The sequence below is a fragment of the Colwellia sp. M166 genome, assembly GCF_024585285.1.
Lineage (GTDB): Bacteria > Pseudomonadota > Gammaproteobacteria > Enterobacterales > Alteromonadaceae > Cognaticolwellia.
Genome location: NZ_CP040755.1, coordinates 2,815,095 through 2,829,950 on the forward strand (window position 1 = coordinate 2,815,095; position 14,856 = coordinate 2,829,950).

At 40.8% G+C, this 14,856-nt stretch carries 7 protein-coding genes; 6 read left to right on the plus strand and 1 reads right to left on the minus strand.

What is annotated here, in order from left to right; genetic code table 11:
* Positions 1–203 precede the first annotated feature (203 nt).
* The 6 genes from rpoB (at position 204) to tuf (ending at position 13,205) form a co-directional block, all read left to right on the plus strand.
* Positions 204–4,232, plus strand: coding sequence for a DNA-directed RNA polymerase subunit beta (gene rpoB, locus FGD67_RS12830; RefSeq protein ID WP_257171542.1), 4,029 nt, complete (start codon positions 204–206; stop codon positions 4,230–4,232).
* Positions 4,233–4,338: 106 nt separating this feature from the next.
* Complete coding sequence (gene rpoC, locus FGD67_RS12835) at positions 4,339–8,553, plus strand: DNA-directed RNA polymerase subunit beta' (RefSeq protein WP_257171543.1); 4,215 nt, start codon at positions 4,339–4,341, stop codon at positions 8,551–8,553.
* A gap of 207 nt (positions 8,554–8,760) precedes the next feature.
* Positions 8,761–9,135, plus strand: coding sequence for a 30S ribosomal protein S12 (gene rpsL / locus FGD67_RS12840; RefSeq protein WP_011045492.1), 375 nt, complete (start codon positions 8,761–8,763; stop codon positions 9,133–9,135).
* 105 nt (positions 9,136–9,240) lie between these two features.
* Positions 9,241–9,714 carry a 30S ribosomal protein S7 gene (gene rpsG / locus FGD67_RS12845; RefSeq protein WP_077288472.1) on the plus strand — a complete coding sequence of 158 codons (474 nt, stop codon included), beginning with the start codon at positions 9,241–9,243 and terminating at the stop codon, positions 9,712–9,714.
* Positions 9,715–9,855: 141 nt separating this feature from the next.
* Positions 9,856–11,952, plus strand: a complete 2,097-nt coding sequence (gene fusA, locus FGD67_RS12850) for an elongation factor G (protein WP_257171544.1) — start codon at positions 9,856–9,858, stop codon at positions 11,950–11,952.
* A 68-nt stretch (positions 11,953–12,020) separates the two neighbouring features.
* Positions 12,021–13,205: an elongation factor Tu gene (tuf, locus tag FGD67_RS12855; RefSeq protein WP_257171545.1), complete on the plus strand. Its 1,185-nt coding sequence runs from the start codon at positions 12,021–12,023 to the stop codon at positions 13,203–13,205.
* 466 nt (positions 13,206–13,671) lie between these two features.
* Here tuf and FGD67_RS12860 read toward each other — a convergent pair whose 3' ends face one another.
* Complete coding sequence (locus tag FGD67_RS12860; RefSeq protein WP_257171546.1) at positions 13,672–14,109, minus strand: universal stress protein; 438 nt, start codon at positions 14,107–14,109, stop codon at positions 13,672–13,674.
* Positions 14,110–14,856: the final 747 nt, after the last annotated feature.

Below are 14,856 nucleotides of genomic sequence, written 5' to 3' on the forward strand. Positions count from 1 at the left end.
TTGCGCTAAAGAAAGTGGTTTTTTTTTAAACCAAAACAGTGCATTATTTGATGCTTGATGTAAAAAGCATCACTGCAATATCCTGTCCTGATACCAATTGGATTAGATAATTGCCGATTACTTGAGGGTAATTTGCGCCATTATTTAAATCCAATTGGTATTTTAAGGCAGATTCGGCCATAACCAGCAAGCTGAGGAACCCCATGGTTTACTCTTACTCTGAAAAGAAACGTATTCGTAAGGACTTTGGTAAAAGTGTGCAAGTAATGGATTATCCATTCTTGTTATCAATCCAACTCGAATCTTTCCGTAAGTTTATTGATATTGATCCAACAGGTGAAACAGGCCTAGAGGCTGCGTTTCATTCTATTTTTCCAATTAAAGCTTATTCTGGTAGCTCAGAATTACAATATGTTAGCTACCGTTTAGGCGAGCCGTTATTTGATGTTAAAGAATGTCAAATTCGCGGTGTAACCTATTCTGCGCCATTACGCGTTAAATTGCGTTTAGTTGTTTATGATAAAGAAGCAGCAGCAGGCACAGTAAAAGATATCAAAGAACAAGAAGTATACATGGGTGAAATACCATTAATGACTGACAACGGTACGTTTGTCATCAATGGTACAGAGCGTGTTATTGTTTCTCAATTACATCGTTCTCCTGGTGTGTTTTTCGATCACGATAAAGGCAAAACACACTCTTCTGGTAAAGTGTTATATAACGCTCGCGTTATTCCTTACCGTGGTTCTTGGTTGGATTTCGAATTTGATCCAAAAGATAATTTATTCGTTCGTATTGACCGTCGACGTAAATTACCTGCTTCGATCATTTTACGTGCCTTGGAATACTCTACTGAAGAAATTCTAGATATTTTCTACGATACGACTAATTTCGAGATTAAAGGCGATAAGTTAGTCATGGATTTAATTCCAGAACGCTTACGTGGTGAAACAGCTACTTTCGACATTAAGTTACCAAATGGCGATGTACTTGTTGAGCAAGGTCGTCGAATTACTGCGCGTCATATTCGTTCTCTTTCAAAAGAGAAAATGGCTACGCTAGACGTACCAGCTGAATATATCGTAGGCAAAGTACTTTCTAAGGCTTATATCGATGAGTCTACTGGTGAAGTAATCGCTGAAGCGAATGCTGAAATCACCTTAGAAATGCTAGCTGAATTAAGTCAAGCAGGCCATAAAGTACTTGCTACTTTATATATGAACGAATTTGATGTTGGTTCATATATGTCTGACACTTTACGTGTAGATAACTCAACTAACCGCTTAGAAGCGCTAGTTGAAATTTACCGTATGATGCGTCCTGGTGAGCCGCCAACAAAAGATGCAGCGGACACACTATTTAATAACTTGTTCTTCGCTCTAGAGCGTTACGACTTATCTACTGTTGGTCGCATGAAGTTCAACCGTCGTGTTGGTAATGCTGATGATGTAGGTACAGGTGTATTATCTAAAGAAGATATCATTTCAGTAATGAAAACTTTGATCGGCATTCGTGACGGTAAAGGTGAAGTTGATGATATTGATCACTTAGGTAACCGTCGTATCCGTTCTGTAGGTGAAATGGCAGAAAATCAATTCCGTGTTGGTTTAGTTCGTGTTGAGCGTGCTGTTCGTGAACGTTTAAGTCTTGGTGACTTAGATGCGATCATGCCACAAGATTTAATTAACGCTAAGCCGATTTCTGCTGCCGTTAAAGAATTCTTTGGTTCATCTCAATTGTCACAATTTATGGATCAAAACAACCCGTTATCAGAAGTCACGCATAAGCGTCGTATTTCTGCTCTTGGGCCAGGTGGTTTGACACGTGAACGTGCTGGTTTTGAAGTACGTGATGTTCATCCAACGCATTATGGTCGTGTATGTCCAATTGAAACGCCAGAGGGACCAAACATTGGTTTGATCAACTCGCTTTCATGTTATGCGCGCACTAACGATTATGGTTTCTTAGAAACACCTTATCGTAAAATTGTTGACGGTTTAATTACCGATGACATTGATTACCTTTCTGCTATTGAAGAAGGTAACTTTGTTATTGCACAAACTACCGCTGAAGTTGATGCTGATGGTAAATTAGTTGACGGTTTAGTTGCTTGTCGTCATAAAAACGAATTTACCTTAATGTCTGCTGACCAAGTTCAGTATATGGATGTTTCTCCACAACAAATCGTATCTGTAGCGGCGTCATTGATCCCGTTCCTAGAACACGATGATGCTAACCGTGCCTTGATGGGCTCGAACATGCAACGTCAAGCTGTACCTACCCTTAAAGTGGATAAGCCACTTGTTGGTACGGGTATGGAAAAAATTGTTGCTGTTGACTCTGGTGTTACTGTTGTTGCTAAACGTGGTGGTGTTGTTGATTACGTTGATGCGTCACGTATCGTCGTTAAAGTTAATGAAAATGAAATGGTAGCTGGTGAAGCTGGTATTGATATTTATAACTTAACTAAATACACCCGTTCAAACCAAAATACTTGTATTAACCAACGTCCATTGTGTCGTATGGCTGAGCCTGTAGTTCGTGGTGATGTATTAGCTGATGGTCCTTCAACCGATATGGGTGAACTGGCTCTTGGTCAAAACATGCGTATTGCATTCATGCCTTGGAATGGTTACAACTTCGAAGATTCAATGTTGTTATCTGAGCGTGTAGCTACTGAAGATCGTTTTACTACGATTCATATTCAAGAGTTAACCTGTATCGCTCGTGATACTAAACTTGGCAGTGAAGAAATTACTGCTGATATTCCAAATGTTGGCGAATCTGCATTATCTAAATTAGATGAAGCCGGTGTTGTTTACATTGGTGCTGAAGTTAATGGTGGCGACATCTTAGTGGGTAAAGTTACTCCTAAAGGTGAAACACAATTAACGCCAGAAGAAAAACTTTTACGCGCTATCTTTGGTGAAAAAGCAGCTGACGTTAAAGACAGCTCTTTACGTGTACCTAACTCAGTATCAGGTACCATCATTGACGTGCAAATCTTCACCCGTGACGGTGTAGAAAAAGATGCTCGTGCTGTTGAAATCGAAGAAATGCAACTTAAACAAGTTAAGAAAGACTTGGGTGATGAGTTCAGCATTTTAGAAGATGGTATTTATGCTCGTGCGAAAAAATTATTGTTAGGATCTGGTTTGAATGAATCTGATCTTAATAGCATGTCACGTGACAAGTGGTTAGTTCAAAACTTGAGCGACGAAGGTCAACAGTCAGAACTTGAGCAAATCGCTGAACAATACGACAACATCAAAGCCGACTTCGATAAGAAATATGAAGTTAAGCGCCGCAAGATCACTCAAGGTGATGATTTAGCGCCAGGCGTATTGAAAATCGTTAAAGTTTATCTAGCCGTTAAACGTCGTATCCAGCCAGGTGATAAAATGGCCGGTCGTCATGGTAACAAAGGTGTTATTTCAAACGTAGTACCTGTTGAAGATATGCCTTACGATGAGCACGGTGTGCCAGTTGATGTTGTACTTAACCCACTGGGTGTACCATCACGTATGAACATCGGTCAGATCCTAGAAACGCATTTAGGTATGGCTGCCCGTGGTATCGGTGAGAAAATCAACCGCATGTTGGAAGCTCAACAAGAAGTTCATAAGTTACGTGGATTCTTGAAAGAAGTTTACGACTTAGGTGAATCTCGTCAGAACGTAGATATTGATTCATTCTCTGATGATGAAATTATGCGTTTAGCGGGTAACTTACGTGCAGGTCTTCCTATTGCTACGCCAGTATTTGATGGTGCTAGTGAAAAAGAAATTAAAGACTTATTTAAACTTGCTGATATGCCTGAAAGTGGTCAATTCACTCTTACTGATGGCCGTACTGGTCGTGAATTTGAGCGTCCGGTAACTGTTGGTTACATGTATATGTTAAAACTGAACCATTTAGTTGATGACAAAATGCATGCACGTTCTACTGGCTCTTACAGCCTAGTAACGCAACAACCATTAGGTGGTAAAGCACAGTTTGGTGGTCAACGTTTTGGTGAGATGGAAGTGTGGGCCCTAGAAGCATACGGCGCTGCTTATACCTTGCAAGAAATGTTAACGGTTAAATCTGATGATGTTAACGGTCGTACTAAGATGTATAAAAACTTAGTTGATGGTGATCATCGCATGGAACCGGGTATCCCTGAATCATTCAACGTATTGTTGAAAGAAATTCGTTCGTTGGGTATCAACATCGAATTAGATCAGGACTAGGCTACCATAAGCTACATTGCTGACATTTAGCTAAGGCTTAAAGTCAGTACAGGGAGAGAGCAGGTAACTGCTCCCTCCGGTATTTAACTCCGACAGGAGATAGTGTGTGAAAGATTTACTTAAGTTTCTTAAGCAACAAAATCAAACAGAAGAGTTCGATGGTATTCGCATCGGACTAGCTTCACCTGACATGATTCGTTCATGGTCATTTGGTGAGGTAAAGAAACCTGAGACGATTAACTATCGTACTTTTAAGCCGGAACGTGATGGTTTGTTCTGTGCGCGTATTTTTGGACCAGTTAAAGACTACGAATGTCTTTGTGGCAAATACAAACGCCTTAAGCATCGTGGTGTAATTTGTGAAAAATGTGGCGTTGAAGTTACATTAACTAAAGTTCGTCGTGACCGTATGGGTCATATCGAATTAGCAAGCCCAGTTGCTCACATTTGGTTCTTAAAGTCATTACCATCACGTATCGGTCTATTATTAGACATGACGTTACGTGATATTGAGCGTGTGCTTTATTTTGAATCTTACGTTGTTACCGAACCCGGTATGACAACATTAGAGAAAAGCCAAATTCTAACCGAAGAAGAATATCTTGATGCGTTAGAAGAGCACGGTGATGAATTTGATGCCCTAATGGGTGCTGAAGCGGTTCTTGCGTTATTACAACAGATTGATCTTGACGGTGAAGTAGCGCAAATGCGTGAAGAATTACCTGAAATCGGCAGTGAAACAAAACGTAAAAAAATCACCAAACGTTTGAAATTAATGGAAGCATTCGCAGCTTCAGGCAATAAGCCTGAGTGGATGATCATGAACGTTTTACCAATTTTACCACCAGACTTACGTCCGTTGGTACCTTTGGATGGTGGCCGTTTTGCAACGTCTGATTTAAACGACTTATACCGTCGTGTAATCAACCGTAACAACCGTTTGAAACGTCTTCTAGACCTAGTTGCACCAGATATCATCGTACGTAACGAAAAACGTATGTTGCAAGAATCTGTTGATGCATTATTAGATAATGGTCGTCGTGGTCGAGCAATTACCGGTTCTAACAAACGTCCTCTTAAATCTCTTGCCGATATGATTAAAGGTAAGCAAGGTCGTTTCCGTCAGAATTTATTGGGTAAACGTGTTGATTATTCTGGTCGTTCAGTAATCACCGTTGGTCCAACGCTACGCTTACATCAGTGTGGTTTACCTAAGAAAATGGCACTTGAATTATTCAAACCATTTATTTACGGTAAATTAGAAGCACGTGGTCTAGCAACAACGATTAAAGCGGCTAAGAAATTAGTTGAGCGTGAAGGCGCTGAAGTTTGGGATGTACTTGACGAAGTTATTCGTGAACATCCGGTTATGCTTAACCGTGCACCTACTCTTCATAGATTGGGTATCCAAGCGTTTGAACCTGTCCTAATTGAAGGTAAAGCGATTCATTTGCATCCATTGGTTTGTGCGGCATATAACGCCGATTTCGATGGTGACCAAATGGCGGTACATGTACCGTTGACAATCGAAGCACAAATGGAAGCACGTACGTTGATGATGTCAACGAATAACGTACTTTCACCAGCTAACGGTGATCCAATCATCGTACCATCACAAGATGTTGTATTAGGTTTATATTACCTAACACGTGATCGGGTAAATGGTTTGGGTGAAGGTATGATATTTACCGACATCAAAGAAGCTGAAAAAGCTTACCGTACTGGTTTTGCTGAACTTCATGCGCGTGTAAAAATTCGTATTACAGAACATGTTCGTAATGCTGATGGTGTGCTTGAACCAAAGACTACCTTGCGTGATACCACTGTAGGTCGTGCAATTTTATGGCAAGTATGTCCAGACGGCATGCCTTATGATCTCATTGATCAGCCATTAGGTAAAAAGCCTATTTCAAAACTGATTAACCATGCGTACCGTAACTTGGGCCTTAAAGATACTGTAATCTTTGCTGACCATATTATGTATACAGGTTTCCACTACGCGATGATCGCGGGTGCTTCAGTTGGTATCGACGATATGGTAATTCCAGCGGCGAAATACACCATCATCGAAGATTCAGAAGAAGAAGTTGCAGAGATCCAAACTCAGTTTGAGCAAGGTCTTGTAACTCAAGGTGAGAAATACAACAAAGTTATTGATATTTGGTCATCTGCCAACGAGAAAATCTCGAAAGCGATGATGGACAACTTATCAAAAGAAACTGTGATTAACGCTAAAGGTGAGCCAGAAGAGCAAGACTCTTTCAACTCTATCTACATGATGGCCGATTCAGGTGCTCGTGGTAGTGCTGCTCAGATTCGTCAGCTAGCAGGTATGCGTGGTTTGATGGCTAAACCGGATGGTTCAATCATCGAAACACCAATCACAGCTAACTTCCGTGAAGGTTTGAACGTATTACAATACTTCATCTCAACTCATGGTGCGCGTAAAGGTTTGGCCGATACGGCATTGAAGACAGCTAACTCGGGTTACTTAACCCGTCGTTTAGTTGATGTTGCGCAAGATTTGGTCGTTACTGAACATGATTGTGGCACATTAGACGGTTTACAAATGACGCCATTGATTGAAGGTGGTGATGTTGTTGAACCGTTACGTGAACGTGTTCTAGGTCGTGTTGTCGCTGAAGATGTTGTTAAACCAGGTACTGATGAAGTATTACTTCCACGTAATACTTTAATTGACGAAGCGTTATGTGATTTCATTGAAGAAAACTCAATTGATCAAATGAAAGTTCGTTCAATCATCACTTGTAAAACTGACTTTGGTATTTGTGCTCATTGTTACGGCCGTGATTTGGCTCGTGGTCATATGATCAACCAAGGTGAAGCGATTGGTGTTGTGGCTGCACAATCTATCGGTGAACCTGGTACACAGTTAACCATGCGTACGTTCCACATTGGTGGTGCTGCATCACGTGCATCAGCAGAGAACAATGTACAAGTTAAGAACACAGGTACCCTGAAATTACAAAACGCTAAATTTGTAACTAACTCAGAAGATCACTTAGTGATTACTTCACGTTCATCAGAACTAACAGTAATTGACGAACTTGGTCGTGAGAAAGAGCGTTACAAAGTACCTTACGGTACCATTCTTAATAAAAAAGATGGCGAAGTAATTACTTCCGGCGATATCATTGCTAATTGGGATCCACATACGCATCCAATTATTACTGAAGTGGCAGGTAAGGTTCAATTCGTTGAACTTATCGATGGCGTTACTATGGTTCGTCAAACTGATGAGCTTACCGGTTTATCAAGTATTGTCGTCACTGAAGCTGGTCAACGTAACTCAGCGGGTAAAGAAATGCGCCCTGCAGTTAAGTTAGTTGATGCTAAAGGCAACGATGTAATGATAGCGGGTACTGAAATTCCTGCACAATACTTCTTACCAGGTAATGCAATTATTAACCTTGAAGATGGTGCGGAAGTTGGTATTGGTGATGCGTTAGCGCGTATTCCACAAGCGTCATCGAAAACTCGTGATATTACTGGTGGTCTTCCACGTGTAGCGGATTTATTTGAAGCACGTAAGCCTAAGCTTCCAGCTATTTTAGCTGAGAAAACAGGTATTATTGCTTTTGGTAAAGAAACTAAAGGTAAAGTACGTTTATTAATCACTCAGCCGAGTGGTGAAGTATACGAAGAGATGATCCCTAAAATGCGTCAATTAAACGTGTTTGAAGGTGAATCTGTACTGAAAGGTGAAGTTATCGCCGACGGTCCAGAGTCTCCGCACGATATCTTACGCTTACGTGGTGTTGCTCCAGTGGCTAACTACATTGTTAACGAAGTACAAGAAGTATACCGTTTGCAAGGTGTTAAAATTAACGATAAGCACATCGAAGTTATCGTCCGTCAAATGATCCGCAAGTGTGAGATCTTAGACGCCGGTGATAGTAACTTCCTTAAAGGCGAAATCCTTGAAGTTGCCCGTGTGAATATCTCTAATCGTGAGTTAGAAGCTGCCGGAAAACAACCAGCTGAATATGAAATGCAAATGATGGGTATTACTAAAGCATCATTGGCAACTGAGTCATTCATCTCAGCAGCATCTTTCCAAGAAACGACGCGTGTACTTACTGAAGCAGCTGTAGCTGGTAAGAAAGACAAACTTCGTGGCTTGAAAGAAAACGTTATTGTTGGACGCTTAATCCCAGCAGGTACTGGTTATTCTTATCATCAAGAACGTGCGCGTGCTAAAAACGCTGTTCCTGTTGAAGAAGTAACAGTATCAGCTGACGAAGCTGCACAAGCACTAACAGATGCTTTAAATGCAGATTTAAGCTCTACGAGTGAATAGTAGAACTAAATCGGTTAAAAGCAGATGATTAACCTGTCTAATGCGAGTAAAGCTTGACAGGTTAAAGCTTGACCTATAGAATTCCGCGACCCTATATTCCGTACCTTTGTGTATTGAATCTAGGGTCGCGGATTTTCACGTTTATAAGGGTGTAAATTTCCCCATTGATTGGAATTTACACAAATTTAACTAATCGGGAGCTATTTAATGGCAACTATTAACCAATTAGTACGTAAACCACGTGTAAGACAAGTAACTAAAAGTAACGTTCCAGCGTTACAAGCTTGTCCACAACGTCGTGGCGTATGTACTCGTGTGTATACAACTACACCAAAAAAACCTAACTCAGCACTACGTAAAGTTGCTCGTGTTCGTTTAACTAACGGCTTCGAAGTTACTTCATACATCGGTGGTGAAGGTCACAATTTACAAGAGCATAGCGTTATTTTGATTCGCGGTGGTCGTGTTAAAGATTTACCAGGTGTGCGTTACCACACCGTTCGTGGCGCACTAGATTGTTCAGGTGTAAGCGACAGAAGACAAGGCCGTTCTAAATACGGTGCTAAACGACCTAAATCTTAAGTTTCCCTTTCTTAGCTGATAAGTAAGCTAAAGAATAGAAACGTTAAGTAAGGCCAAATAACATATTACATTTTGGGTTTATCCTGAATATAACGGAGAATTAAGATGCCAAGAAGACGCGTCGTAGGGCAACGAAAAATATTGCCAGATCCTAAGTTCCATAACGAACTTTTAGCAAAATTCATCAACATCCTTATGGTTGATGGTAAAAAATCTACTGCAGAAAAAATTGTATACGGTGCATTAGACATTTTGACTGAAAAGAACTCTGAAAAAACTCACCTTGAGTTATTCGAAACAGCACTTGATAACATCCGCCCACAAGTGGAAGTTAAATCACGTCGTGTTGGTGGTTCTACTTACCAAGTTCCAGTTGAAGTACGTCCAGTGCGTCGTAATGCGCTAGCCATGCGTTGGTTAGTTGAAGCAGCTCGTAAACGTGGTGAAAAATCAATGGCTCAGCGCCTAGCTAATGAAATGCTAGATGCGTCTGACAGCAAAGGTTCAGCGGTTAAGAAACGTGAAGACGTTCACCGTATGGCTGAAGCTAACAAAGCATTCGCTCACTACCGTTGGTAGGCATTATGAATTAGCATACTCTGCTATTTCTATAATGATAAGTGTAATGCCGTGGTTATCACCGAATATCAATATTGATACCAAGTGATAGCCACAACTGTTTTATAATCTGAGAAATAATCTCAGAAAGAGGATGTAATTGTGGCACGTATAACCCCTATTGAGCGTTACCGAAATATTGGTATTTGTGCTCATGTCGATGCCGGTAAAACGACAACAACAGAAAGGGTACTTTTCTATACTGGTCTTTCACATAAGATCGGTGAAGTTCATGATGGCGCAGCTACCATGGATTGGATGGAACAAGAGCAAGAGCGTGGTATTACTATTACCTCTGCAGCTACGACTTGTTTCTGGAAAGGGATGGAAGCACAATTTGAAGATCACCGCATTAATATTATCGACACCCCTGGCCATGTAGATTTTACCATTGAAGTAGAACGATCTCTGCGTGTATTAGATGGTGCGGTATTAGTGCTATGTGCATCTTCAGGAGTTCAACCCCAAACGGAAACTGTTTGGCGTCAAATGGAAAAATACTCAGTTCCACGTTTAGTGTTCGTCAATAAGATGGATCGTACGGGAGCAGACTTCTTATCTGTTGTTGAACAACTCAATTCTCGCTTAGAAGCTAATGCCGTACCAATTTATTTACCCATTGGTGCAGAAGAAAACTTTGCTGGTGTGATCGACTTAATTAAAATGAAAGCTATTAACTGGAACGAAAGTGACCAGGGCATGACTTTTACTTATGAAGATATTCCTGCAGATATGCAAGAGCAAGCCGATGAATGGCATGAAAATCTTGTTTCTGAAGCAGCTGAAGCCTCTGAAGAATTAATGGATAAATACCTTGAAGAAGGTGATTTATCCGAAGCAGAAATTAAATCTGCGCTACGTACCCGTACGCTAAACAATGAAATTGTCCTTTGTTCTTGTGGCTCAGCTTTCAAAAATAAAGGCGTACAAGCAGTACTTGATGCTGTTGTCGAATTTTTACCTGCACCAACTGATGTTGAAGCAATAAAAGGTATTAACGATGACAAAAACGAAACTGAAGGTAGTCGTGAAGCCGATGATAAAGCACCTTTTGCTGCTTTAGCATTTAAAATTGCGACAGACCCGTTTGTCGGTACGCTAACCTTCTTTCGCGTCTATTCAGGTGTAGTAAAAACTGGCGACAGTATATACAATCCTGTAAAAGGCAAAAAAGAACGTTTAGGTCGTATTGTACAAATGCATGCAAATGATCGTAAAGAAATTAAAGAAGTACGAGCAGGTGATATAGCCGCGGCTATAGGCCTTAAAGATGTCACTACCGGTGATACTTTATGTGACGCTAACCATGTGATCACACTCGAACGGATGGAGTTTCCTGAGCCGGTTATTTCTGTAGCAGTTGAGCCAAGAACCATCGCTGCCCAAGAAAAAATGGGTGTTGCGTTAGGTAAATTGGCCGCAGAAGATCCGTCATTTAGAGTAGTCTCTGATGAAGAAACGGGTCAAACCATCATTTCAGGTATGGGGGAATTACACCTCGATATTTTAGTTGAACGCATGAAACGAGAATTTGGCGTTGAGTGTAATGTCGGTAATCCACAAGTGGCATATCGAGAAACTATTCGTTCATCTGTAGAAGTGGAAGGTAAATTTGTTCGTCAATCAGGTGGTCGTGGTCAATTTGGTCATGTTTGGTTGAGAATGGAACCGTTGCCTGAAGGCGAGGGATTCGAGTTTGTCGACGAAACGACTGGCGGTAGTGTTCCTAAAGAATATATACCAGCAGTTGAAAAAGGTTGTCGTGAGCAAATGGACAGTGGTGTTTTGGCGGGTTACCCGTTATTAGACATTAAAGTCACGCTTTATGATGGCTCTTTTCACGATGTCGATTCAAACGAAATGGCGTTTAAAGTCGCTGCATCGATGGGGTTTAGGCAGGGGGTGCTCAATGCATCACCAGTAATCCTAGAGCCAATGATGAAAGTTGAAGTTATTACGCCAGAAGCAAACATGGGTGATGTCGTTGGTGATTTAAATCGCCGTCGCGGCATGATCGATGGCATGGACGAAGGTCCAGCTGGTTCTAAGGTAGTGAATGCACTTGTGCCACTATCTGAAATGTTTGGTTACGCTACGGCATTACGTAGTGCAACTCAAGGTCGAGCATCATACTCTATGGAGTTTCAGCAATATAGCGAAGCACCTAAAGCTGTTGCCGACAAAATAATTGAATCTTAGTAAGGCTTTTTGAAAGTCTGGCTCGGTCTTTTGGCCGGGCTTTTAATAAACTTTAAGGTAATTGAAAAATGGCTAAAGCAAAATTTGAACGTAATAAACCACATGTTAACGTAGGTACAATTGGCCACGTTGATCACGGTAAAACAACTTTAACAGCCGCTATCTCTGCGGTATTAACTAAAGTTCACGGTGGTGAAGTTAAAGACTTCGCACAAATCGATAATGCTCCTGAAGAGCGTGAGCGTGGTATTACAATCAATACTTCTCACATCGAATACGATACAGAAATCCGTCACTACGCACACGTAGATTGTCCTGGCCATGCTGATTACATCAAAAACATGATCACGGGTGCAGCACAAATGGATGGCGCTATCTTAGTAGTTGCTGCTACAGATGGTCCTATGCCACAAACACGTGAGCACATCTTGTTATCACGTCAAGTTGGCGTACCTTTCATCATCGTATTCATGAACAAATGTGACATGGTAGATGACGAAGAATTACTAGAATTAGTAGAAATGGAAGTTCGTGAACTTCTTTCAGAATACGAATTCCCAGGTGATGACTTACCCGTAATTCAAGGTTCAGCTTTAGGCGCACTTCAAGGTGAAGAGAAGTGGGAAGCTAAAGTAATCGAACTTGCTGATGCACTTGATACTTACATTCCAGAGCCAGAGCGTGCAATCGACGGTGCATTCATCATGCCTATCGAAGATGTATTCTCAATTTCAGGTCGTGGTACCGTTGTAACAGGTCGTGTTGAACGCGGTATTGTTAAAGTGGGTGATGAAGTAGAAGTTGTTGGTATCCGTGATACACAAAAATCAACTTGTACAGGTGTTGAAATGTTCCGTAAGCTTCTTGACGAAGGTCGTGCTGGCGAGAACTGTGGTGTACTTTTACGTGGTCTTAAGCGTGAAGATGTAGAACGTGGTCAAGTATTATGTCAACCAGGTTCAATTTCACCTCACACTAAGTTTGAGTCAGAAGTTTACGTATTGTCAAAAGATGAAGGTGGTCGTCATACGCCATTCTTCAAAGGCTACCGTCCACAGTTTTACTTCCGTACAACGGACATCACAGGTGCAGTAGAGCTTCCTGAAGGTGTTGAAATGGTAATGCCAGGCGACAACTTAAAGTTTGTTGTAGAGCTTATCAACCCAGTAGCGATGGACGAAGGTTTACGCTTCGCGATTCGTGAAGGTGGTCGTACTGTTGGTGCTGGTGTTGTATCTAAAATTATTGCTTAATAGCTGATTTAAATAAAACACTTAAAAAAGGATGCTTCGGCATCCTTTTTTGTTTTCAGCAGAGTCAGTTTCAGAGCTTATCCGATGAAGCTTGGGGTGCTGGTGTTGTATCGCTCTGGCCTGAAGAAAGGCATCGCTTAATAGCTAATATCAAGTCTATTAAGTTTGCTGCCGAAGGGGAATTTTAAAAGGCTTACAGGCCGCGTACATGAATGTTGGTACTTAGATCCAGTCTAGAACTGTGAATCTGTGCCGCTAAAGCTTTTAAATTTCACTGAGTGGGAAGAAACATAGTAGAATTGTTATAATTTAAGACACACTGGACTTCCACGGTAAGTTGAGCCGAGGCCACAAGGATATACTAATAATACAAATGTTGCTCACCTTAGGTGAAAGACATTAGAGCTGACACCAACCTTTCTTGCTGGCATTAACTGTTCTTTATCATGCAATGTAAATGAGTTTGTTAAGGCACTAGCACTATCGGAATATCGGCTTGGTGAGCCAACTTATTTGCTATGCTGCCAAGTAAAATGTCAGCAATTCTTGAGCGTCCTTGACGGCCGATAAACAACATGTTTGCGCGTAATTCTTTAATTTTAGTTTGTATCTCTGAGCTAGGATCTCCCCAGACTAATTCCGCTTTGATCTCGAGATCAGAATCTTGGTATTTCTCAATTAAGGGTACTAAGACATGAGTCCGAGTATGAAGCTCTTCAGCAGCTTGATCTAATATTATGGGTGCAGCTCCTTCGAGTACCATAGGTTGTAAGTATGACCAATCTTTTACGGTTAAGAATGTGACGCTTGCATGGGTCTGTTTGGCCAAATTAACTGCACGATCAGCAGCACGTAAACTACAATCACTGCCATCTACGGCAACAAGATATAAAATATTTTTCACTTTTTTCTCCTATTCGTAATCGGTTTTTTATCGATAATTTCTCTATTCATTTAGTCAAAACATTAGCTAGGTAAAGCCCTTGAAGAAGATGAGATTTTCCCCGTTTTAGTTAATATAATTTTATTAAGTTTCTTCCCACTCAGTGAAATTTAAAAGCTCTAGCAGCATAGGTTCACAGTTCCAGACTGAACCTAAGTACCTACATTCATGTAGGTAAGGCATTGATTGAAGATAATGGTTATTCTCGACAACTGCTCCTGCGTTGTTCTAATGACTCGCATCTCTGTGAGAACCTTGTCAAAATCAATAACTCGGCCTGTAAGGCTTTTAAAATCAATCTTCGGGAGCTTACCAGCGGTTCGATAACCGCTGATAATTTCCTTCATATAGAATAACTATATTCACAAAATGATCGTTGTTCTCAAAACGCTGGTAAGCGCTAAGTTGGTACAAACTTAATAGACTTGGTATAACCTAAATCCGGTATAAACTTACTAGGTTAATGCTACGATTTATGCTAATAATTACTGGTTATTAAGTAACAACCGGCCTTGATCCAGACAAAACTTCTAGCATTGATAATAAAAAATGTCCCAAAATTTTATAAAGAATAGCTTAAATCATTATAAGTATCTCGCGCTATTCAGTTTTCGTAAATTCATCACTTCATGCTCAGGTTAACTAAAATTTTTGTACAGTTCTTAAGCGAAACAACGGCTTTAAAACTTAGACTACCACTGTAATAAA

What these genes read in the sequence shown, in the direction of transcription:
- rpoB (WP_257171542.1), top strand. Translation starts at nt 204, where the DNA reads ATGGTTTACTCTTACTCTGAAAAGAAACGTATTCGTAAGGACTTTGGT.
- rpsL (WP_011045492.1), top strand. Translation starts at nt 8,761, where the DNA reads ATGGCAACTATTAACCAATTAGTACGTAAACCACGTGTAAGACAAGTA.
- rpsG (WP_077288472.1), top strand. Translation starts at nt 9,241, where the DNA reads ATGCCAAGAAGACGCGTCGTAGGGCAACGAAAAATATTGCCAGATCCT.
- tuf (WP_257171545.1), top strand. Translation starts at nt 12,021, where the DNA reads ATGGCTAAAGCAAAATTTGAACGTAATAAACCACATGTTAACGTAGGT.